The sequence below is a fragment of the Shinella sp. genome (genome assembly GCF_035998705.1).
GTDB lineage: Bacteria > Pseudomonadota > Alphaproteobacteria > Rhizobiales > Rhizobiaceae > Shinella.
This window is the reverse complement of sequence record NZ_DASYHH010000022.1, coordinates 670038-691267: the sequence shown is the minus strand read 5'-3', so window position 1 is coordinate 691267 and position 21230 is coordinate 670038. Positions and strand designations below refer to the sequence as shown.

The 21230-nt window shown below is 65.2% G+C and carries 25 protein-coding genes and 1 pseudogene; 10 read left to right on the top strand and 16 right to left on the bottom strand.

Annotated features, from left to right (window positions below; translation table 11 throughout):
- Nucleotides 1-36: 36 nt before the first annotated feature.
- Both VGN93_RS20010 and treZ read right to left on the bottom strand, forming a co-directional pair.
- The gene (locus tag VGN93_RS20010; protein WP_327508804.1) at nucleotides 37-411 is read right to left on the bottom strand and encodes a CBS domain-containing protein; all 375 of its coding nucleotides are present in this window, start codon (nucleotides 409-411) and stop codon (nucleotides 37-39) included.
- A 68-nt stretch (nucleotides 412-479) separates the two neighbouring features.
- Nucleotides 480-2252, bottom strand: coding sequence for a malto-oligosyltrehalose trehalohydrolase (gene treZ, locus VGN93_RS20005; RefSeq protein WP_414714117.1), 1773 nt, complete (start codon nucleotides 2250-2252; stop codon nucleotides 480-482).
- Between the two features lie 221 nt (nucleotides 2253-2473).
- Here treZ and glgX point away from each other — a divergent pair, with 221 nt between their 5' ends.
- Both glgX and VGN93_RS19995 read left to right on the top strand, forming a co-directional pair.
- On the top strand, nucleotides 2474-4558 hold the full coding sequence (gene glgX, locus VGN93_RS20000) for a glycogen debranching protein GlgX (protein ID WP_327508802.1): 2085 nt from the start codon (nucleotides 2474-2476) through the stop codon (nucleotides 4556-4558).
- Nucleotides 4479-5627: a DNA topoisomerase IB gene (locus tag VGN93_RS19995; protein ID WP_414714116.1), complete on the top strand. Its 1149-nt coding sequence runs from the start codon at nucleotides 4479-4481 to the stop codon at nucleotides 5625-5627. Before glgX ends, VGN93_RS19995 begins: the two co-directional genes overlap by 80 nt.
- A 27-nt stretch (nucleotides 5628-5654) precedes the next feature.
- On the opposite strand, the gene VGN93_RS19990 is transcribed toward VGN93_RS19995, so the two are convergent.
- The 5 genes from VGN93_RS19990 to VGN93_RS19970 form a co-directional block, all read right to left on the bottom strand.
- Complete coding sequence (locus VGN93_RS19990) at nucleotides 5655-6215, bottom strand: type 1 glutamine amidotransferase domain-containing protein (protein WP_319319894.1); 561 nt, start codon at nucleotides 6213-6215, stop codon at nucleotides 5655-5657.
- 64 nt (nucleotides 6216-6279) lie between these two features.
- On the bottom strand, nucleotides 6280-6537 hold the full coding sequence (locus tag VGN93_RS19985) for a DUF2934 domain-containing protein (RefSeq protein ID WP_327508800.1): 258 nt from the start codon (nucleotides 6535-6537) through the stop codon (nucleotides 6280-6282).
- Nucleotides 6538-6569: 32 nt separating this feature from the next.
- Nucleotides 6570-6830 carry a DUF982 domain-containing protein gene (locus VGN93_RS19980; protein WP_319320266.1) on the bottom strand — a complete coding sequence of 87 codons (261 nt, stop codon included), beginning with the start codon at nucleotides 6828-6830 and terminating at the stop codon, nucleotides 6570-6572.
- Between the two features lie 2 nt (nucleotides 6831-6832).
- Nucleotides 6833-7225 carry a CBS domain-containing protein gene (locus VGN93_RS19975; RefSeq protein WP_319319888.1) on the bottom strand — a complete coding sequence of 131 codons (393 nt, stop codon included), beginning with the start codon at nucleotides 7223-7225 and terminating at the stop codon, nucleotides 6833-6835.
- A gap of 14 nt (nucleotides 7226-7239) precedes the next feature.
- Complete coding sequence (locus VGN93_RS19970; RefSeq protein WP_327508799.1) at nucleotides 7240-7446, bottom strand: hypothetical protein; 207 nt, start codon at nucleotides 7444-7446, stop codon at nucleotides 7240-7242.
- A 138-nt stretch (nucleotides 7447-7584) separates the two neighbouring features.
- Between VGN93_RS19970 and VGN93_RS19965 the strand changes: the two genes are divergently transcribed.
- Both VGN93_RS19965 and VGN93_RS19960 read left to right on the top strand, forming a co-directional pair.
- Nucleotides 7585-8367, top strand: coding sequence for an SDR family NAD(P)-dependent oxidoreductase (locus VGN93_RS19965; protein WP_327508798.1), 783 nt, complete (start codon nucleotides 7585-7587; stop codon nucleotides 8365-8367).
- Nucleotides 8368-8427: 60 nt separating this feature from the next.
- Entirely contained in the window at nucleotides 8428-9939 is a 1512-nt protein-coding gene (locus VGN93_RS19960; protein WP_327508797.1) for a malonyl-CoA synthase, read from the top strand.
- On the opposite strand, the gene VGN93_RS19955 is transcribed toward VGN93_RS19960, so the two are convergent.
- Nucleotides 9927-10790 carry a LysR family transcriptional regulator gene (locus VGN93_RS19955; protein WP_327508796.1) on the bottom strand — a complete coding sequence of 288 codons (864 nt, stop codon included), beginning with the start codon at nucleotides 10788-10790 and terminating at the stop codon, nucleotides 9927-9929. The genes VGN93_RS19960 and VGN93_RS19955 overlap by 13 nt on opposite strands.
- Before the next feature lie 120 nt (nucleotides 10791-10910).
- Entirely contained in the window at nucleotides 10911-11747 is an 837-nt protein-coding gene (locus VGN93_RS19950; protein ID WP_327508795.1) for a bifunctional allantoicase/(S)-ureidoglycine aminohydrolase, read from the bottom strand.
- 315 nt (nucleotides 11748-12062) lie between these two features.
- On the opposite strand from VGN93_RS19950, the pseudogene VGN93_RS19945 reads away from it, so the two are divergent.
- Nucleotides 12063-12256 (top strand): annotated as a pseudogene (locus VGN93_RS19945) (cation transporter); the annotation flags it as partial.
- Nucleotides 12257-12289: 33 nt separating this feature from the next.
- Here the strand turns inward: VGN93_RS19945 and VGN93_RS19940 are convergent.
- From VGN93_RS19940 to VGN93_RS19930, 3 genes are all read right to left on the bottom strand, one after another.
- Nucleotides 12290-12727 carry a pseudoazurin gene (locus tag VGN93_RS19940; protein ID WP_414714132.1) on the bottom strand — a complete coding sequence of 146 codons (438 nt, stop codon included), beginning with the start codon at nucleotides 12725-12727 and terminating at the stop codon, nucleotides 12290-12292.
- A 146-nt stretch (nucleotides 12728-12873) separates the two neighbouring features.
- Nucleotides 12874-13509: an NrsF family protein gene (locus tag VGN93_RS19935; protein ID WP_327508793.1), complete on the bottom strand. Its 636-nt coding sequence runs from the start codon at nucleotides 13507-13509 to the stop codon at nucleotides 12874-12876.
- Nucleotide 13510: 1 nt separating this feature from the next.
- Nucleotides 13511-14065 carry a sigma-70 family RNA polymerase sigma factor gene (locus VGN93_RS19930; protein WP_319319869.1) on the bottom strand — a complete coding sequence of 185 codons (555 nt, stop codon included), beginning with the start codon at nucleotides 14063-14065 and terminating at the stop codon, nucleotides 13511-13513.
- 227 nt (nucleotides 14066-14292) lie between these two features.
- Between VGN93_RS19930 and VGN93_RS19925 the strand changes: the two genes are divergently transcribed.
- The 5 genes from VGN93_RS19925 (at nucleotide 14293) to hpaR (ending at nucleotide 17288) form a co-directional block, all read left to right on the top strand.
- A complete protein-coding gene (locus tag VGN93_RS19925) occupies nucleotides 14293-14574 on the top strand; it encodes a DUF2282 domain-containing protein (protein ID WP_319319867.1) in 282 nt (93 codons plus the stop codon).
- 66 nt (nucleotides 14575-14640) lie between these two features.
- Nucleotides 14641-15495, top strand: coding sequence for a DUF692 domain-containing protein (locus tag VGN93_RS19920; protein ID WP_327508792.1), 855 nt, complete (start codon nucleotides 14641-14643; stop codon nucleotides 15493-15495).
- 3 nt (nucleotides 15496-15498) lie between these two features.
- Nucleotides 15499-16284, top strand: coding sequence for a DNA-binding domain-containing protein (locus VGN93_RS19915; protein WP_327508791.1), 786 nt, complete (start codon nucleotides 15499-15501; stop codon nucleotides 16282-16284).
- Nucleotides 16262-16729, top strand: coding sequence for a DoxX family protein (locus VGN93_RS19910; protein ID WP_327508790.1), 468 nt, complete (start codon nucleotides 16262-16264; stop codon nucleotides 16727-16729). The genes VGN93_RS19915 and VGN93_RS19910 overlap by 23 nt, the downstream gene beginning before the upstream one ends.
- A gap of 79 nt (nucleotides 16730-16808) precedes the next feature.
- A complete protein-coding gene (gene hpaR / locus VGN93_RS19905; RefSeq protein ID WP_327508789.1) occupies nucleotides 16809-17288 on the top strand; it encodes a homoprotocatechuate degradation operon regulator HpaR in 480 nt (159 codons plus the stop codon).
- Between the two features lie 4 nt (nucleotides 17289-17292).
- On the opposite strand, the gene hpaI is transcribed toward hpaR, so the two are convergent.
- From hpaI to VGN93_RS19885, 4 genes are read right to left on the bottom strand one after another with little or no spacing between them, the layout of a single operon-like run.
- On the bottom strand, nucleotides 17293-18099 hold the full coding sequence (hpaI, locus tag VGN93_RS19900; RefSeq protein ID WP_327508788.1) for a 4-hydroxy-2-oxoheptanedioate aldolase: 807 nt from the start codon (nucleotides 18097-18099) through the stop codon (nucleotides 17293-17295).
- A gap of 10 nt (nucleotides 18100-18109) precedes the next feature.
- Complete coding sequence (gene hpaH, locus VGN93_RS19895) at nucleotides 18110-18913, bottom strand: 2-oxo-hept-4-ene-1,7-dioate hydratase (RefSeq protein WP_327508787.1); 804 nt, start codon at nucleotides 18911-18913, stop codon at nucleotides 18110-18112.
- Between the two features lie 2 nt (nucleotides 18914-18915).
- The gene (locus tag VGN93_RS19890) at nucleotides 18916-19791 is read right to left on the bottom strand and encodes a fumarylacetoacetate hydrolase family protein (RefSeq protein ID WP_327508786.1); all 876 of its coding nucleotides are present in this window, start codon (nucleotides 19789-19791) and stop codon (nucleotides 18916-18918) included.
- Nucleotides 19792-19800: 9 nt separating this feature from the next.
- The gene (locus VGN93_RS19885) at nucleotides 19801-21201 is read right to left on the bottom strand and encodes a pyridoxal phosphate-dependent decarboxylase family protein (protein ID WP_327508785.1); all 1401 of its coding nucleotides are present in this window, start codon (nucleotides 21199-21201) and stop codon (nucleotides 19801-19803) included.
- Nucleotides 21202-21230: the final 29 nt, after the last annotated feature.

The following is a 21230-nucleotide window of genomic DNA, read 5'->3' as shown; positions in this document are numbered from 1 at the left end:
CAATGCATATCCTCCCGATTTGTTCCATCGCTCCTGTCAGACAGTGCGGCGGCGCTTGAAATCCGTTTGCGAAACGACGCCCACCAGACGCTCCTGACGGTCGAGCACGGCGAGGCGGCGCAGGTGGAGCGATTGCATATTGGCCAGCACGCCCTCCGGCGCCTCGTCGTCGTAACAATAGGTGATGTTGGTCGTCATGATGTCGCCGACCTTGGTGGTTTCCGCGTTGAGCCCGGGGGCGACGGCACGCAGGATGATGTCGCGGTCGGTCAGCGTGCCGACGAGGCCGCTCGAATCCGCCACGGGCAGGAAGGCGATGTCCCATTCGGCCATCTGGCTTGCGGCATATTGCAGGGTCTCCTCCGGCCGGACGAGATGGACATTGCGGGTCATGATATCGCCGATGGGCATGGGGACCTCTTGTGAACACTTTCTCTAAGAACAGACGAGGAGGGACGTTGGTTCCAACGGTCCTAGTTTCACGAGCGGTCGATGGCGACGATGATCGACGGGCCGGGCGTGGTCCCGGCGGCAAGCTCGAAGATCGCCTCGCCCGCGATCGCCGGCCACGGTTTGCGTTCCGGCGTGAAATTCGCACGGATGCCGAGCGTCGCCGCGTGAAAATGCCAGTCGATGGCGAGAATGCCGTCTTCGGCGGGAAGCACATGCGATTCTGGCGCCGCTCCCGCGAGCAGCGGCATGACATGCGTCTGCCGCAGCCGGATCAGTTCGCGAACGAAAGCGATCCGCCGCCGGCCATCGGGTGAGGCGGCACGGGACCAGTCGAGTTTCGAGCGTTGCAGCGTCTCCTCGGAAACCGGATCCGGAAGGTCGGCGATGGTCTGGCCCGGTTTCAGGCCGCCGAATTTTTCCGCCTCCTTCTTGCGGCCCTCCTGCACGGCCCGCGCCAGGTCGCCCTCGAAATCGGCGAAATACAGGAACGGTCGGTCCTCGCCATATTCTTCGCCCATGAAAATCATGGGCACCGGCGGGGCGAGAAGCAGGAGCGCGGTCATGACATTGAGGAGCGTCGGATCGGCAATCGTGGTGAGCCGGTCGCCGAAGGCGCGATTGCCGATCTGGTCGTGGTTCTGCAGGAAGTTGACGTTGACCTGCGGCGGCAGGCGATCCTGGGGCGCCGGCCCGACCCGGTCCCTCGTGCGGTCCGCGTGGATGAAACCGCGGGCGGTCGCCGCGCTCAGCGCCTCGTAGGGTTTTTCCCCGAAGACCGCATAATGGCCCTGCTTTTCACCCGTCACGATGACATGCAGGGCGTGATGGAACTCGTCGTTCCAGCCGGCCGTATAGTGATGCACGATGCCGCCGTCGCGGTTGAGCAGGCCCTTGCGGCTCAGCTGATCCTCGACGACGAGATGGATCTGGCGGTCCGGCGCGGCCTCGCGGATGGTTTGCGCCATTTCGAGCAGCATATGCCATTCGCTGTCGTCCTCGATCTCCTCGGTCGCATCGAGGCGCAGACCGTCGAACCGGTAGTCGACGATCCAGTACAGCGCGTTCTCGATGAAGTAGCGCCGCACGGCCTGCCGCTCGAAAGCGAGTGCCGCGCCCCAGGGCGTGTGGCGTTCGGGGTGGAAGAAGGGCGGGGCGATGTGCGGCAGCATATTCCCGGCCGGGCCGAAGTGATTGTAGACGACGTCGAGCAGCACCATCAGGCCATGGCCGTGCGCCGCATCGACCAGCGCCTTCAGGTCGTCCGGCGTGCCATAGGCGCTGTGCGGCGCATAATGCAGCACACCGTCATAACCCCAGCCGCGGCGTCCGGCGAAATGCGCGACGGGCATGATCTCGATGGCGGTGATGCCGATATCGCGAAGATGCGCCAGTTGCCCGATCGCCGCGCGAAACGTGCCTTCCGGCGTGAAGGCGCCGATATGCAGCTCGTAGACCACCGCCTCTTCCCACGGGCGACCCCTCCAGCCGGGGTTTTGCCAGGCATAGCTGCCATGGTCGATGATAATGGACGGTCCCTCGACACCGTCCTTTTGGGCGTGGGAGGCAGGGTCGGCTATTTCGCGACCGTCGTGAAGCCGGAACGTATAGGCGTCGCCGGGCCGGGCGCTGTCGGTTTCCACCGCATGCCAGCCGTCGTCCTCCGCCCGCATCGCGATCTCATGTCCGCCTACAAGCAGCGTCACGGCGTTTTCGGCCGGCGCCCAGAGGCGGAATTGCACCCTGCCATCCTTCAATACGCGCGGTCCCCAGGTTCTTTGCGTCGGTGATGGCTTGCTCATCCGCTTCCTCTTTGTTGCTTTGCAGCAAGACTGAACCGGGCGGCGGCGGAAAAGTTCCGGAACAATCCGCTTCTTTTCGCGTTGCACCATGGCTTTTCAGAACCTCGGCGGACGGATTTCGTCGCGCGAGGGCGATCAGGCATTTGCGACGGCGCCGCTCTCGGCGCCATCCGCATGTTCATCCAGGGGAGGCCAATGCTCGACCGAAGGGGACCCATCGCATGAGTTACTCATTTTCCGAACTCGATTTCATGAAGCCGGAGCTCGGCGCCGAATTCACCGGCGAAGGCACGCATTTCGCCGTGTTTTCCGCCCATGCGGAGCAGATGGAGCTTTGTCTGTTTTCCGAGGACGGCAAGGAGGAAACCGCCCGCCTGGCGCTGCCCAAGCGCGAAGGCGACATCTGGTCCGGCTATATTGCGGGGCTGAAACCCGGCACCGTCTATGGCTACCGCGCGCACGGGCCGTACGATCCGCAGAACGGCCACCGCTTCAACCCGAACAAGCTGCTGCTCGATCCTTACGCCAAGCAGATCGTCGGCGAAATCACCTGGGACGATGCGCTCTATGGCTATCGTATCGGTGACGCGGCGGGAGACCTTTCCTTCGACGAGCGCGACAGCGCGCCCTTCATGGTGAAGGGCATGGTGCAGGATACGAACTTCGACTGGGCGGGTGACGCCGCCATCCGCCGGCCCTGGACCGAGACGATCATCTACGAGGCGCATGTGCGCGGCTTGACGATGAGCCATCCGGGCGTGCCGGAGGCGTTGCGCGGCACCTTCATGGGCATGGCGAGCGATCCGATCATCGAACATCTGGTCGATCTCGGCATCTCTGCCATCGAACTCTTGCCGATCCAGTATTTCCCGGATGACCGCTACCTCTTGGAAAAGGGCCTGCGCAATTACTGGGGCTACCAGACGCTCGGCTTCTTCGCGCCGCAGCCGCGGTTCCTCTCCGGCCGCGCCGTCACCGAATTCAAGACCATGGTGAAACGCTTCCATGCCGCCGGCATCGAGGTCATCATGGATGTCGTCTACAACCACACGGCGGAAGGCTCGGAGCGCGGCCCGACGCTCAGCTTCCGCGGGCTCGACAATCTCAGCTATTACCGCCTCTCGCCCGACGACCTGCGCCACAGCTATGACACGACCGGCACCGGCAACACGGTCAACATCGCCCATCCGATGGTGCTGCGCATGGTGCTGGACAGTTTGCGCTATTGGGTCGGCGTCATGCATGTCGATGGTTTCCGCTTCGACCTTGCGAGCACCCTCGGCCGCACGCGCCACATCGAATTCGACCGCGACGGCACGTTCTTCGATGCGATCCGGCAGGACCCGGTCCTCTCCGGCGTAAAACTGATCGCCGAGCCTTGGGATGTCGGCGACGGGGGCTATCAGGTCGGCGGTTTCCCGCATCCGTTCCGCGAGTGGAACGACAAGTACCGTGACGACGTGCGTCGCTTCTGGAAGTGCGACGGTGGGCTCGTGTCCGGGCTCGCTTCGCGGCTCACAGGCTCCGCACCGCAGTTCAACCATTCCGACCGCGGCGCCACCTCCTCGATCAACCTGCTCAGCGCCCATGACGGTTTCACGCTGATGGACACCGTCTCCTATGACGGCAAGCACAACGAGGCGAATGGCGAGGACAACCGCGACGGCCATTCCGACAACCATTCGCACAATATGGGCGCGGAAGGCCCGACCGATGACCCTGGCATCCTTTCCGCCCGCGACCGCCGCCGGCGCAACATGATCGCGACGCTGATGCTTAGCCAGGGCGTGCCGATGTTGCTGGGCGGCGACGAGCTCGGCAACAGCCAAAACGGCAACAACAATGCCTATTGTCAGGACAATGCGGTCGGCTGGACCGATTGGGATGGCCTCGACGACCCGTTCCTGAACTTCTGCAAGAGCGCCATCGCCTTCCGCAAGGCCCATCCGGCACTGCGGCAGGAACGGTTCCTGACGGGCGACGCCGCCGAGGACGGCACGATCGAGATCGCCTGGTATCGCCCCGACGGCGCCTTCATGACCGATGCCGCCTGGAAGGACGGCAATCTGAGGGCGCTCGGCCTGTTCCTCTCGAAGCCGGCGACCGACGAGGCGCCGGACCAGCTCTTCCTCGTCCTGAATGCCGGCGGGGATTGCCAGGTTAAGCTGCCGCAGGTGAACGGCATCAAGGCGTGGAAGCGCGTGCTCGATACGGGGGCGGAAGGCGATGCCTCTGCGGAGCACCCGGCACCAAGCCCGGCGATGGTCTACGGTGCTAGCGTCGCCGTCTTCGAACCGGCGGGATGAGCCCCAAAACATGGCGCCGGACAACCTCAAAGAGACCGGTCTCGTCTATGTCTCCGACAGCGAGCCCGGCATCCGGCGCCAGCGTGCCGGTCGCGGCTTTTGTTATCGCCTGCCGGACGGTTCGCTGGTGCGCGATGCGGCGCTGAAGGCGCGCATCGCCGCGCTCGGCCTGCCGCCGGCCTATCAGAATGTCTGGATCTGCATCGACGAGCACGGCCACCTGCAGGCGACCGGTTTTGACGCGCGCGGGCGAAAACAATACCGATACCATCCCGACTGGCAGGCGCTGAAAAGTGGCGACAAGTTCGACCAGCTCATCGCCTTCGGCCGGGCGCTGCCGAAACTCAGGCGCGCGGTGCGGCGCGATCTCGACGGCGCGCCCGGTACGGTCGATACGATGCTGGCGGCCATCACCGTGCTGCTCGACGAGGCGCAGCTTCGGGTCGGCAACCGGGCCTATGCGGTGGAAAACAAGACCTATGGCGCAACGACCTTGCTCAAACGCCATGTCAGGCTTGCCGAGGGGCAGATCGAACTGCGCTTCAACGCCAAGGGCGGCAAGCGCGTGCAGCGAACGCTGAAACATCCCCGCCTCCAGCGTCTGCTGGAAGATTGCGCCGACCTGCCGGGCCGCCAGCTCTTCGTCTGGAAGGACGATGCCGATCTCGTGCGGCCGATCGATTCCGGCCGGCTCAACCTGTATCTCGCCGATATTTCCGGCATCGCCGTTTCCGCAAAGACCTTCCGTACCTGGGCCGGCAGCCTTGCGGCCTTTGCCCTGGCGCGCCATGCGGTCGAGGAAGGCGGGCACCCGACGATCAAGGGCATGGCGCAAGCCGCGGCGGACACGCTGCACAACACGCCGGCCATTGCCCGGTCGAGTTACATCCACCCGGATATCATCGCGCTTGCCGAGGCGCCCGATACCTTGCGCCTTGCAATGCGCCGCCCGTCGCTTGCCATTGCCGGATTGCGGGCGGAGGAAGAACGCCTGCTGCGCTTCCTCGAAAGCCGCCGGAATGCGCGGCGCCGGGCGCGCAAGAAAACGCCGGCCATGCAGGATGCATAGCCGGCGCTTTCAGGGTTCAGACGATGATCAGGCCGCGCGGCGTTCGTGGCGGCCTTCTTCGACTTCCTCGACGATCTTCGCGACGAAGGCATCGAGATCCTCCGGCGAGCGCGAGGTGACGATGCCCTTGTCGGTCACCACCTTCTCGTCGCGCCAGTCCGCACCGGCATTGATAAGGTCCGTGCGGATCGAGGCATAGGAGGTCGCCTTGCGGCCACGCAGCGCATCGGCCTCGATGAGCAGCCAGGGCGCATGGCAGATCGCCGCCACCACCTTGCCCGAAGCCAGGAAGTCCTTGACGACGCGCATCGCCTTCTCGTCGGCGCGCAGGAGATCCGGGTTGATCTGCCCGCCGGGCAGCACGAGCGCGTCGAAATCCTTCGAGGAGGCTTCCTCCGTCGTCAGGTCGACGTCGACCGTATCACCCCAGTCCTTCTTGTCCCAACTCTTGATCGGGCGCTTTTCCAGCGAGGCGATCTTCACCGCCGCGCCGCGTTTCTTCAGTTCATCCAGCGGCACGCGCAGTTCGGAGCGCTCGTAGCCGTCGGTGGCGAGAATGAGTATGCGTGCTTCCTTGATGGAGGGCATGGCTTATCCTTTCTCATGTGTAGTGCCCCGTCGGGGCTTGGTGGAGTGCTTTCGCCGGCCCGCCTCAGTGGTGGAGCGAAGCCTCCTCTTCGCTGTCTTCAGGCAGCGATTGGCGGGTCAGGTCGACGGCGGCGCGGGTTGCGTCGTCCGCCTCATGGGAATTGTGTCGGGCGGCATGTTCGGGCAGTGCGACCTTTTCGAGGTCTGCGCGCTCGCGCGCCGCCTGGTCCCAATGGTCTTCATCCCTGCCCTGCGGGCGGCCTTCCGCCTCCCACAAGCCATAGGCACGCTTGCTGATCCATTCCTGGCGTTCGTCGTTCACGATGATGTGTCCCTTCGACAAGTGGCAGCGGTCTATGCCGCCGTCCATGAGTTCACGCGGAAGCCCGCCTCCTTGGCGGCCTCGATAAAGGCCCGGCGCGCGAAGGCCGGGTCGTCGTCGCTTGTCAGCCCCTGCTCGCAGACGCTTTTCGCCGTCAATGCCGCAGGTCCGTCCTTGATCGGCCAATGGTTCTTGAGGCAGAGCAGGGCGTCGCGCGTGCTCTGTACGCGCAGAACCTGCCGGTCGCCCTCGAGCACGACCGCCTCGTCCCACAGCCGGTCGGTCGCAAAAATGGTCATTGCACACCCTCCGTGCTGGGTTTTTGGGCCGGTATATCGACAAGGCTGACGATGCCGACGACACGCCGGTCGTCGTTCACCACCACGAGACGGCGCACGCCGAGTTCGCGCATGCGGGCCGCCACCGTTTCCGTGTCGTCCTTCTCGTTACAGACCTCAGGCGACACGGTCATGAATTCCGCAATGGCGGTGGAGGTGGAATGTCCCCGCGCCAGAACCGACACGACGATATCGCGATCGGTGATGATGCCGACGATGGCGCCGACACCCGGCACTTCGACCGGAAGCGCCCCCACTTCGGTTTCAGCCATCAGCCGCGCGGCCGATTGCGCGGTGTCATTGGGGGAGACGGTCACGATCTGGGCGGACATCACGTCCTTCACAAGCATCTTGGTCAGTCCCTTCAAAGCCGTCCGTTGATGAGGCTGCGACCGTTCGGCGCGGCGGGCACGACCACCTCGTCCCTGTCCGACTGGCGGAGCGGCAGATCGACCTGCTGCGGCACGATGACCTGCGGCTCCCAGGAATTGCGGCGTTTGCGGGTGTTGCGAAGGTCGGCGTCCGGAGTGGCGGCGGGTTTGCGGGTCAGTGGCTTCTTCTTCTGGCGCACGGGTACACTCCTACGAACGGGCTTTGGCTTTCGAACAAACGCGAGTGCTGCGGCTTGGTTCCCAAAAAACCGGGGAACCGACTTGTCTTCCGGGCATTGTTGTCGAGCCGAACCGGCATCACGCGGAGGAAGTTGCCCATGCTGTTTGCAGGAAAGGTCGCCCTCGTCACCGGTGCTGGCTCCGGGATCGGCAAGGCCACGGCGCTCGCCTTCGCCCGTCATGGCGCAAGCGTCGGCGTGCTGAGCCGTACCGCGGAGGAGGTCGAGGCCGTCGCCAAGGAAATCCTGGCACTCGGCGGGGCGGGCTTGGCACTTGCGGCGGATGTGACGGACGAAGCCTCGATGCGCGGCGCCGTGGAGCAGCTCGTCGGCACCTTCGGCGGACTCGACGTCGTCGTGGCCAATGCCGGCATCAACGGCGTCTGGGCGCCGATCGACGATCTGAAGCCCGCCGAATGGGACGAGACGATCGCCGTCAACCTGCGTGGCACCTATCTGACGCTGCACCTGACCGTGCCCTTCCTGAAAAAGGCCGGCGAGGGCGCCATCGTCGTCGTCTCTTCGATCAACGGCACGCGCACCTTCTCCACGCCCGGCGCCACCGCCTATGCCGCGAGCAAGGCGGCGCAGCTTGCCATGGTACAGCAACTCGCGCTGGAACTCGGCAAGGCCCGCATCCGCGTCACCGCCGTCTGCCCCGGCGCGATCGAAACGAGCATCGACGAAAACACCAAGCAGCGCGGTGCCGGCGAAGCCGGCATTCCCGTCGTCTGGCCGGAGGGCGACATCCCGGTCTCCGACGGCAAGCCGGGAACCGCCGACGAAGTGGCCGACGCCATCCTGTTCCTCGCCTCCTCGAAGGCCCGCCACATTACCGGCATTCCGCTCTGGATCGACGGCGGGCAGGGCCTGCTGCGCTGACCCTCTGGCGTTCCCCGTCGACCTTGTGCAAGGTGCGGGAAAACAGTGCAGGAGGTCACCATGGGCAATCATCTTTTCGACGCGATCCGCGCCGCCGCAACGCCGGAGGCCCTCTTCATCGAGACCGCCGAGGGGCGGCGCTGGACCTATGGCGAGATGATCTCGTTTTCCGGCCGTCTGGCCGCGGCGCTCGTCGGCCTTGGCGTGCAGCCGGGCGACCGGGTCGCGGTGCAGGTGGAAAAGAGCCCCGAGGCGCTGATGCTCTACCTTGCCTGCGTGCGTGCGGGTGCGGTCTACCTGCCGCTCAACACGGCCTATACACTGGCGGAACTGGATTATTTCATCGGTGACGCGGAGCCACGGCTCGTGGTCGTCGACCCGAAATCCGCGGGCGGCGTCACGGCGGTGGCCGAAGCCCATGGCAGCACGGTCGAGACGCTGGATGCGATGGGCGGCGGCAGTCTCCTCCAGCGGGCCGGGAGCGAGGAGGCGGATTTTACCGATGCGGAGCGCGGGGCCGACGACCTTGCGGCGATCCTCTACACGTCCGGCACGACCGGCCGCTCGAAGGGCGCCATGCTGACGCATGACAATCTGCTTTCGAATGCGGTGACGCTCAGCGACCATTGGCGCTTCACCAGCGCCGACCGGCTGATCCATGCGCTGCCGATCTTCCACACGCACGGCCTGTTCGTCGCCACGAACGTCACGCTGCTCTCCGGCGCCTCGATGATCCTGCTGCCGAAATTCGATGCAGACGAGGTGCTCGGGCTGATGGAAAACGCCACGGTGATGATGGGCGTGCCGACCTTCTACGTCCGGCTCGTACAGCATGCCGGCCTGACGCGGGAGGCGACCGCCGGCATGCGGCTCTTCGTCTCCGGCTCTGCGCCGCTGCTTGCGGAAACCCATCGCAGCTTTTCGGAAAAAACCGGCCACGCCATCCTCGAGCGCTACGGCATGACCGAGACCAACATGAACACCTCCAACCCCTATGACGGCGATCGCGTCGCCGGCACGGTAGGCTTTGCGCTGCCCGGCATCTCGCTGCGCGTCACCGAGCCGGACACCGGAAAACCCCTGGCCGACGGCGAGACGGGCATGATCGAGGTGAAAGGGCCAAATGTCTTCAAGGGCTATTGGCGCATGCCGGATAAGACCGCCGCGGAATTCCGCACCGACGGCTTCTTCATCACCGGCGATCTCGGCAAGATCGACGAGCGCGGTTATGTGCACATCGTCGGGCGCGGCAAGGATCTCGTGATCTCCGGCGGCTACAACATCTATCCCAAGGAAGTGGAGACCGAGATCGACGGCATGCCGGGCGTCATCGAAAGTGCGGTCATCGGCGTGCTGCATCCGGATTTCGGCGAGGGCGTGACGGCCGTTGTGGTGCTGAAGAAGGGCGCGGCGCTTGACGAAAAGACGGTGCTCGACGGGCTGAAGGACCGGCTGGCGCGCTACAAGCAGCCGAAGCGGGTACTCTTCGTCGAGGACCTGCCGCGCAACACGATGGGCAAGGTGCAGAAGAATGTTCTGCGCGACACCTATGCGGACCTCTACAAGGCCTGACGCCGCTCCGGCGCGAAATGCCGCTTGAGGATATCGAGCACCTCATTGGCAAGTTCGCCGACGAGGCCGCCCCTTTCCCAGGAATAGAGCGAGGCCAGGACCGGCGGTTCCGGCGCGAAATCGGCGAGCGGCTTCACCCGCCATCCCTTTGCCGAATCGACTGGCAGCAGCGAGAGGCCGAGGCCCGCCTCGATCGCCATCAGCACGTTGCGCAGGCTGGCGGAGGTGAAGGCGACATACCAGCGCCGCCGCTCGCGCTCCATGCGCTCGAACATGGCGTCGCGATAGAGCCCGCCGGGCGGGAAGGTGACGAGCGGGGTGGGATCGGGCAGGTCGCTTGCCGCATCCAGCGCCGTGAACCAGGCGATCGGCTCTTCAAAACTCGCCCAGGCGTCGGAACTTGGCGTGTCCTCCTTGAGCACCACGATGTCGAGTTCACCGGAGCGGTAGCGACGTGTGAGGTCGGAACGAAGCCCCGTGGTGACGTCGAGGCGGGCCTCCTTGTGGCGCTTGGCGAAGGCCGCGAAGGCATGCGCCATTTCGGGCGTCGCGATATCGTCCGGCATGCCGATCCGGACCGAGGTGGTGCCGGAGGTTTCGGCGACCAGCGTCAGCGCCTCGGTCTGGAGCGCCAGGATGCGCCGGGCGTGGCCGAGCAGGCGCTCGCCCGTCACCGTCAGGCGCACTGGCCGCGCGGCGCGGTCGACGAGGTCGCGGCCGATCGCTTCCTCCAGCCGGGCGATCTGCTGGCTCATCGTCGACTGCGTCATGTGCAGGCGATCGGCGGCCGCCGTGAAACTGCCGGCATCGGCGATCGCCACGAAGGCCCGGAGCAAACGCGGATCGAGCACGACATCTCCATTGCAAAACGGAATAGTCGGTATCTAAACATCTAATTTGCGCATGATTCAAGCCGCTGCTGCCAATGGTCCTGATAGGGCTCAGCGCCTTGTTGCCCCCCGGGCTTCGGGTTAGCGGCGTGCGCCGAACGGGCGCAGCGTCATGTGGCGGTTGACGTCCTTGTAGAGCAGGTAGCGGAACGGGCCGGGGCCGCCGGCATAGCAGGCCTGCGGGCAGAAGGCGCGCAGCCACATGAAATCGCCGGCCTCCACTTCCACCCAATCCTGGTTGAGCCGGTAGACGGCCTTGCCCTCAAGCACGTAGAGGCCGTGCTCCATCACGTGTGTTTCCGCAAAGGGAATGACGGCGCCGGGCTGCAGCGTGACGATCGTCACATGCATGTCGTGGCGCAGGTCGTTGGGATCGACGAAACGCGTCGTCGCCCAACCGCCATTCGTGCCGGGCATTTCCGACGGCTTGATGTCTTTTTCGTTGAGGATCAGCGGTTCCGGATGATCGAGGCCGTCCACGGCCTCATAGGCCTTGCGGATCCAGTGGAAGCGGGCATGCGCGCCCGAGCGGTTGTGCAGCGACCATTTCAGGCCCGCCGGCAGGAAGGCGTAGCCACCCGGCTGGAGCGTGTGCTTGCCGGCGGGCAGCGTCAGTTCCACCTCGCCATCGACGACGAAGAGCACGCCTTCGGCGCCCGCATCCTGCTCCGGCCGGTCGCTGCCGCCGCCTGGCGCCACTTCCACGACATATTGCGAAAAGGTCTCGGCGAAGCCCGATAGCGGGCGGGCGATCACCCAGAGCCGCGTGTCGTTCCAGAAGGGCAGGAAGCTGGTGACGATATCCTGCATCACCCCCTTGGGGATCACCGCATAGGCCTCCGTGAACACGGCGCGGCCGGTCAGAAGGTCGCTCTGCGGCGGATGGCCGCCGAGGGAGGAATAGTAGCTGCGTTGCATCGTCTCAGGCCCTTTGTCTTGAGTGTTTCCGGTATTTCTCCGGCGACGGTCTGCGCCGCCACCTTGTTTTTTGCTCACGTTGCGCCCGGAGCGGCGTGACACCGTCATTGTCCGCTAGATCGAACTTGGCGCCGGCGGTGGCCTGCGGCACAGCAGGGCAAGTTTCAGCATGCGCTATTCCGTTGGTTTGTGAGGGTGAAATTAGCAGCGGGCGGAGCCATTAGAAAATTAAATGTGTAAATCCACATCATGCAGAAGATGGAATTTGTGCCGGCCGCCCGCTATAAGCGGAAAGACCCGGGCCGGCTGGCCTTCGAGAAGCACGGCTTCCTCTCCTACCGTGCCTATGTCGCCCGCGTCGGCGCGGCCGTCAGATCGAACTCTTCTTCATCGTGCCGGAGGAATTTCCGGCGAAGAAATTGCAGGAATGGGACGAAATCGGCACGGCGATCGGCGATGAAGGCCCGGACCGCTGGCTGACCATCGCCTTCACCACCGATCCCGAATGAGCGGGCTGAGCCGACCGCGATCGTGGGGGGAGGTTACAGCCCCAGCGCCGTGATGGCTGCATCCAGGCGCTCGCGGGCCTTTTTCGGCAGCTTGCCGGTCTTGACCGCATCGAGATTGGCCGGTGCGTCGCCGACGAGCACGAGGCCGACCATACCCATGCCGACATGCGGCATGCACTTGACGCCATAGGCGCCGGGCGTGTCGAAGGTCACCTTGTAGGTCTCGTTCATCTTGCTCCTGAAGGCGATGGCGCCGTCAGGGATCATGTCCTTGATCGTCTCGACATTGTGCCCCTTGTCCGTCGGGATGAAGGTGACGGTGTCGCCCGGCGCGACCTTCACGAAGGCCGGCTCGAACACCATGGCGCCGGCCGCACCCTTGTTCAGCATATGCACTTCGAAATCTGCCGCTGCCGCCGGAAGGGCGAGCGCCACGAGGATTGCCGCCGCACCGACGATGCTGGTTGCCATGATACGCACTGGAAGTCTCCTTGCTGCCGAACGTCTCTCGTTCATGGCCAAGGAGGTAGCCCCGTGGCGCGTCGCCTTCTTTGACGTTGATCAAACAACGCGGCGATGGCGCGTGGCGTGCTGTCGCAGGCCTCCGGCGCTTCGGCCTACCAGCGCAACCAGCGGCGGCCGAGCAGCGCGCCGGCGCCGGTGACGATGGCGATGGCGATCGTGTACCAGGCGGCGAGGAAGAGGGGGCTGTCGTCCGGGCAGTGCCAGGCATAGATGGCGGCGGCGATCGCGCCGGCCGCAAGCCCGGCTGAGGCGCCCGCCGCCGTCGGGTTTTCCGGTGCGCCCTGCTTCAGCGCCCAGAACAGGCCGGCAAGCGGCGCCAGCGACAGCACCGGGATGAAGAACAGGCAGAACAGCGCATTGCCGCCGACCATATTGGCCTTCCAGGCCGCCTGCGGCAGCACCGCGAGTTCGGCCGCGACAGCGGCACCAACCAGGAGCACCGGAAGGGCAAGCAGCAAGGTCGGCAGGCGCAGCGCCTCTCCCGGCCGGCCGATGCGCATGGCGAGCCGGGCGGCGAGCACGGCGAGCGCGATCGTCACGATGATCTTGAACAGCACGCGCGCCGTCTCGAAGACGCTTGTTATGTTGTGCCGCAGGCCGACGGTGACGACGAGCAGCACTGCGGAGACGGCCACGCCCGCGACGAGCGCGATGGCGAGCGCGCGGCCGTAGCGCAGGCCGACGGGCGCGTCTTGCGTCATCAGGGTGATCAGGTCGTCGGTCTTCATGTCAGTCGCTCCGATAGAGGGCGGCGAGCGATTTCAGCGCCCGGTGGAGGGAGACGCGCACCGCGCCCTCGGTCATCTTCAGCCGTGCCGCGGTTTCCCGGATCCCCGCCCCCTCGATCGAGATCGAGCGGACGATATCGCGTTGCGGATCCTTCAACTGCGCCAGCATCGTTTCCGTATCCAGCCGGTCGGCGGCCTCATGCGTTTCGTCGCCCGCCTCCAGGAAATCGGAGACGTCGTCGATCGGCACGCTGACCTGCCGGCCGCGGCGGCGCAGGCTGTCGACCAGCTTGTTGCGCACGATCGTCGTCAGCCAGGGGCCGAGCGGCCGGGCCGGATCCCAGGTACCGCGCTTCAGGTGGATGGCGAGCAGCACTTCCTGCACGACATCCTCCGCCTCGCTCGCCGGCGCACCATACTGGTCGCAGCGCCGGCGCGCCATGCGGCGCAGATGCGGTGTCACCGCAACGAGGAAGCGGTTATAGGCCTGCGCATCGCCCTTGATGGCGAGGCGCAGCCAGTCCGCCCATTCCTCTTCGCGCGCCGACTGATTCACTCGTCTGCATCCCCTACGTTGCGGAACACGATCTTGTTACCGCGCGATCGCAAAGAAATCCGTAACGCATCCAAACGCCTGATGCGCCGGGTCTTTTTCTTATGTCGCCGGCCTTTCGGCAAGGCCTTCGACAGAAAAAGCGACGCCGCGGCTGTAACGAAGCCGCACCTGCCTCCGTAGCCCCCAATGCAACAGCCAATCGCGGCTGGCCACAAACGGAGACAGACATGAAGACCACGATCGTTACCCTCGCCCTTGCCGGCTCGCTCGCTTCGGCGCTCGCAACCATCGCCATGCCGGCTGCCGCCGAAGAAGGCAAGGAAAAGTGCTACGGCATCGCGATGAAGGGCCAGAACGACTGCGCGGCAGGCCCGGGCACGACCTGCGCCGGCACCTCGAAGATCGATTACCAGCAGAACGCCTGGAAGCTGGTTCCGACCGGCACCTGCGTCTCGATGAAGACGCCGAACGGCCACGGCACGCTGGAACAGGGCATGGCACCGGCCTGAGGCCGTCGCTCCACCCATCAGGCGGCGCCGTTCCGGCGCCGTCGCTTCCCTTCGAAGAGGCCCGTCATGATCCCCTCCCGCCTTCCGCGCCGCGCCGGCGTCGGCTTCAAGCCCGAGCATTTTGCCGATATTCTTTCCACACCTGAGCCCATCGGCTTCTTCGAGGTCCATGCGGAAAACTATATGGGGGCGGGCGGCCCGCCGCATGCGCAGCTCGGCAAATTGCGCGAGGACCATGCGCTGTCGATCCACGGCGTCGGCCTGTCGATCGGCTCCATGCAGCCGCTCGACCGCGATCATCTCGCCCGACTGAAGGCGCTGTGCGACCGCTACCAGCCGGAAAGCTTTTCCGAGCACCTTGCCTGGTCGACGCATGACAGCGTCTTCCTCAACGATCTTCTGCCGCTTCCCTATACGGAGGAGACGCTTGTCCGCGTGGTCGAGCATGTCGACCAGGTGCAGGACGCATTGAAGCGCCAGATGCTGCTCGAAAACCCCGCCACCTATCTGCTCTTCGAGGAAAGCACGATCGAGGAAACCGCATTCCTTGCCGAAATCGCGAGGCGCACCGGCTGCGGCCTGCTGCTCGACGTCAACAATGTCTTCGTCGCCGCGACGAACCACAATCTCGACGCCGGCGACTACATCGCCCGCTTCCCGCTCGAAGCCGTGCGCGAAATCCACCTGAGCGGCCATTCTGAGACGGTGGACGATCTTGGCGCGGCCCTCTTGATCGACAGCCACGATACGCCGGTCAAAGACCCGGTCTGGGCGCTCTACGAGACGGTCATCGGCGGCATCGGGCCGGTCGCCAGCCTCGTCGAATGGGACAATGACGTGCCCGCCTGGTCCGTGTTGCGCGACGAGGCGATCTCGGCCCAGCGCATCCTCGACGCGGCCGCCCGCCAAAGGGCGGCGTGAACCATGTCCGCCACCACGCAGACCGCCTTCGCCGCCAGCCTGTTTACGGCCACGCCGCCGCCGGCCGGGTTGACCGCGTGGAATTCGCGCGCGCCCGAGCGCCGCTACGGCGTCTATCGTAACAATGTCTCTGCGAGCCTGACCGGCGCGCTGTCCTCCCGCTTTCCGGTGGCCGAGCGCATCGTCGGGACAGAGTTCTTCCAGGCGATGGCGCAGGCGTTCATCCGGCTCCATCCACCGCGTTCACCGCTGCTTCTCGCCTATGGCGATGACTTTCCGGATTTCGTCGCGGCCTTCGAGCCGGCGCGCGACATCGCCTATTTGCCCGACGTGATGCGCCTGGAGGTTGCCCGCGGCCGTGCCTATCACGCCGCCGATACGGCGCCGCTCGATCCGCAGGCGCTGGCGGCGGTCGATCCCGCCCGGCTCGGCGATCTCGTCTTCACGCCGCATCCCGCGCTGTCGATCTTCTCCTCGCCGTATCCGGCCGTGACGATCTGGGCGATGAATGCCGGCGAGCGTCCGCTCACGCCTCTCGACTGCTGGGAGCGCGAGGATGCGCTGGTGGTGCGCCCGCGGATGATCGTCGAGGTGACCCTGCTGCCGCCGGGCGGCGCGATGTTTTGCCGGCTGCTCGCCGCGGGCGAAACGCTCGGGCTGGCGGCCGAGGCCACGATGGCGGCGAATGCACGTTTCGACCTTTCGACAAACCTCGCGGTCGTGCTCCGCTCCGGAGCCTTCACCGCCATCAGACAGGACAACCCCGATGAACACCGACACGATGCCTGATGCCGCCCTCCCGCTGCCGCGCAGGCTCTACGACCAGGGCTTGCAGGTGCTGACCCGCATCCCGAACGATCTTATCGCCCTCGTTGCGCGCCTGTCGATCGCCGCCGTCTTCTGGCAGTCCGGCCAGACCAAGGTGCAGGGCTTCATGCTCTCGGACAGTGCGCTGTATCTCTTCGAAAACGAATACAAGCTGCCTCTTATCGATCCCTGGCTGGCAGCCCATCTCGCCGCCTTCGCCGAGCATTTTTTCCCGATCCTGCTGGTCATCGGCCTTGCAAGCCGCCTCTCCGCGCTGGCGCTGCTGGTGATGACGCTGGTCATCCAGGTCTTCGTCTATCCCGGCGCCTGGCCGACGCATGGCACCTGGGCCGCCTGCCTGCTGTTCATCGCGGCCCGCGGCCCTGGCCTGCTGTCCGTCGATGCCTGGCTCGCGCGCTCGCGGTGAGGCCGATCGGTTCGCGCGCATTGCACGGACCCGAAAAATCGAAGATAGAGGCAGGATGACGAACGGTGCGCCTCCCGACATGACGAATCCCGACGAAACGAAGCATCTGCCGCCGCGCGACCGCCGGCGGTCGCTGGCGATCGGCCTGCTCCGGGCGCGTGAGGCCGTGATGAGCCATTTCCGGCCGATCCTTGCCGATCACGACGTGACCGAGCAGCAATGGCGGGTCTTGCGCGCGCTTTCGGAAGCCGGCCTGCTCGATGCGACGGAAGTGGCGGAAAAGGCCTTCATTCTCGCACCTAGCCTCACCCGCATGCTGCGCGCGCTTGAAGAGCGCGGTCTCATCACCCGGCACAAGGACAAGGACGATGGCCGCCGCGTCCTGCTCAAGCTTGCGCCGGCCGGCCAGGCGATCATCGACGAGGTGATGCCGGACAGCCGCCGCGTCTACGCGGATATCGACGCCCGCTTCGGCGCCGGCCGCACCGAACAGCTTCTCGACATGCTGGAAGAACTCGCGGCCCTCAAGCTCGACGGCAAAGCGGGCGGCGAGGAATAGCGGGTCAGTAGACCTTGGCGTTCTGCGGGGCTTTTGCGGGGTCCGCAGCCTTGAAATCCGCGAGCAGCTTCGTCGTGGCATTGGCGAGCAGCGTCACGTCATTGCCGATCGCGACGAAGGTCGCGCCGAGGTCGAGGTAGCGTTTGGCAAGCCCGAGATCGCCGGTAAGGATGCCCGCCGCCTTGCCATGCGACTGGATTTTTTTGAATGCCTTCTCCACTTCGGCCTGCACTTCCGGCGCGCCCGGCCTGCCTAGAAAGCCCATATCGGCGGCAAGGTCGGCCGGGCCGATGAAGACGCCGTCGACGCCCTCCGTGCCCGCTATATCATCGAGCGCTTCGAGCCCCGCGCGGCTTTCGACCTGCAGCAGCAGGCAGACCTCGTCATTGGCTGTCTGCAGATAGTCCGTCGTGCGGTTGAAGGCGGAGGCGCGGGCGAGCGACGCGCCGACGCCGCGCACGCCGTGCGGCGGATAGCGCACGGCCTTCACCATGGTTTGCGCCATCGCCTTGCTGTCGACCATGGGGATCAACAGCGTCTGCGCGCCGATGTCGAGCAATTGCTTGACGATCCAGGTCTCGCCGATCGGCGGACGGATGACGGCGTGGCTCGCAGAACCCTTCATCGCCTGAAGCTGCGAGACGAGCAGCGGCACGTCGTTGGGCGCATGTTCTGCGTCGAGCAGCAGCCAGTCATAGCCCGCCTCGGCGCAGATCTCGACCGTGTAGGGATTGGCGAGCGCCTGCCAGAGGCCGATCTGCGCACGGCCTTCCTTCAGCGCCTGCTTGAAACGGTTTTTCGGAGCGGCCATGGCAAAATCCTTATGCGAAGAACAGGCTGACGGTGCCGTAGGGGCCGAAATCGGCGATGATCGTATCGCCGTGGCGCGCCTCGATCGGTCGGATAAACGAACCAGCGAGCACGATCTGTCCCGCCTCGATGCCATCGCCATATTGCGCCAGCCGGTTGGCGAGCCAGGCGACGCCGCGCGCCGGCTGGTTGAGCACGCCGGCGCCAAGGCCGGTTTCCTCGACCTCCGCATTGCGGCTGACGATGGCGCCCATCCAGCGCATGTCGATCTGGTCCGGCCGCACAGCCCGCCCGCCCGTGACGATGCCGGCATTGGCGGCATTGTCGGAGATCGTGTCGAAGATGGTGCGCGCCTTCTTCGTCTCGGGATCGACGCGCTGGATGCGCGTGTCGAGGATTTCGAGCGCCGGCGTCACGTAGTCGGTGGCGTTCAATACGTCGAAGACGGTCACGCCGGGACCCTTCAGCGGCGCCTTCATCACGAAGGCGATCTCCGCTTCGACACGCGGCTGGATGAAGCGATCCGCCGGCACGGTTGCTCCGTCCTCGAACACCATGTCGTCGAAGAGCACGCCGGAATCGGGAATGTCGATGTTCAGCGCATATTGCATGGCCTTGGAGGTGAGGCCGATCTTCCAGCCGATCACCCTGCGGCCGTCGGCGATCTTCTTCTTCACCCAGGCGCCCTGGATCGCATAGGCGTCGTCCATGTCGATCGCGGGGTGTTTGAGCGAGAGCAGGCCCATCTGGATGCGGGTGTGCTCGGCCTCGTCGAGGGCTTTCGCCGCCGTCTGGATGTCGTCAGGTGTCATCATGGTCAAAAAACCTCGTCGGCGATGGTGTTGCGCAGCATGCCGATGCCCTCGGCCTCCACCTCGACCACATCGCCCGGCTTCAGCCAGATCGGCGGATCGAAGCGGGCGCCCGCGCCCGTCGGCGTGCCGGTGACGATGATGTCGCCCGGTACGAGTGTGGTGAAAGTGGAGATGTAGTTGATGATTTTTCGGAAGGAGAAGATCATGCGGCCAGTGCGGTCGCTCTGGCGCACTTCGCCGTTGACGCGGGTTTCCAGCTTGATGTCGGCAAGCTGGCTTTCGTCCGTATAGGGCACCAGCCACGGGCCGATGGCGCCGGTTGCATCGAAATTCTTGCCCTGCGTGACGTTGAACTTGGCGTGCCGCACCCAGTCGCGGATCGTGCCCTCGTTGCAGAGCGAGAGGGCCGCGATATGGTCCAGTGCATCGGCCTCGGCGATGCGCCGCCCGCCCTTGCCGATGACGACGACGATCTCGCCCTCGTAGTCGAGCTGCGGGCTTTCCGGCGGGCGGATCAGCGGCCGGTCCTGGCCGGTGAAGGAGCGCGGGAAGCGGATGAAGAGCGAGGGGTTGGCGGGCGCGGACTGGCCGTCCTTGTACTCCTCGTTGCGATCGGGAAAGTTCACACCGACGCAGATGATCTTTTCCGGCGCCGGGATCGGGATTTCGTAGGTAATGTCAGCGAGCGCGTAATCGGTGGGCAGCGCCGAGGCTTCTTCCGCCAGTACGGCGAATGACCCCGCCTCGATCACTTCGCGCAGGCTCGGCCATCGTTCGCCATGGCGTGCCGAAAGATCCACGATGCCGTCATCCTTGACGAGGCCGTATTTCAAGGCACCCTGATGGGAAAAGCCGGCGAGGCGGGGCCGTTCGGTCACGATGGTCTCCTATGTCAATCTGCGGGCGATTTCGGTGATCACCGTGAAGGCGGTGTCGGCGTCGTCGCGGGTCATTTCGAACTGGCCGGCCTGGAAGCGGATGGCGATGCGGCCCTCGACGCGCGTCTGCGTCAGGTAGATGCGGCCATCGTCGTTGATGGCGTTGACCAGCGCGATATTGTGTTCATCGCCGCCGCCGTTGTGGCGGAAGGAGAAGAGCGAGAGCACCGGCTCGCTGACGATTTCGAAATCCGGTTCGGCGGCAAGCCGCGCGGCGAGTTCCACCGACCATTTTACGTGGTTGCGGATCATCGTGCGAAGACCTTCGAGCCCGTGATAGCGCATCAGGAACCACAGTTTCAGCGCCCGGAAACGACGGCCGAGCGGCACGGACCATTCGGAATAGTTGATGATGCCGTCATGGCCGTGCGTCTTCAGATATTCCGGCTGGATGGCGAGCGTGCGCACCTGATCTTCCGGGCTGCGGATGAACTGCACCGAACAATCGAAATTGGCGCCGAGCCATTTGTGCGGGTTGAAGACGATGGAATCCGCCGCCTCGACGCCCTCCCAGAGCGTACGGAACTCAGGGCAGATCATGGCGGAGCCGGCCCAAGCGGCATCCACATGCAGGTAGAGCCCATGTGCTTTGACGACATCAGCCACCGCGCGGATCGGATCACAGGCGCCGATGGAGGTGCCGCCGGTGCAGGCGATCACACCGGCCGGGATGTGGCCCGCGGCAAGATCGGCCGTGATCGCGGCGTCGAGCGCTTCCGGGTCCATGCCGTTGAGGGGCCCCTTAGTGGGGATGCGCACGAGGTTCGCCTCGCCGATGCCGGAAATCCAGATCGCCCGGTCGATGGAGGTGTGCACCTGTTTCGAGGCGTAGACGCGCACGGCCTTGTGCACTGACAACCCCTCGCTGTTGCCCTTCCAGCCGAGCGCCTTTTCGCGCATGACCAGCACGGCGGCGAGCGTCGCGGTCGAGGCGGAATCCTGGATGACGCCGGCAAAACCATCCGGCAGGCCGAGGGCCTGGCGCAGCCAGTCGACCACGCGGGTTTCGAGCTCGGTTGCGGCCGGAGAGGTCTGCCAGAGCATGCATTGCGCGGCGACAGAGGTGACGAGATAATCCGCGATCACCGAAACCGGCGCGGCATTGGCCGGGAAATAGGCGAAGAAGCGCGGATGCTGCCAATGCGTCAGGCCGTCGGGAATGATGCGCTCGAAATCCGCGAAAATCGCCTCCATCGTCTCGCCCGCTTCCGGGGCGGCGGCATCGATTTGCCGGGCGATGTCGCCGGGCTTCGTCTGCGCCCGAACGGGCCGCTCCCGCAGGCCTGCGCGGTAATCGGCGCCCCAATCGGCGACCGTTCGCGACCACTGGCGGAATTCTTTGCTATCCATGTCTCACTCCCTTGTCGGCATTGGTTCTT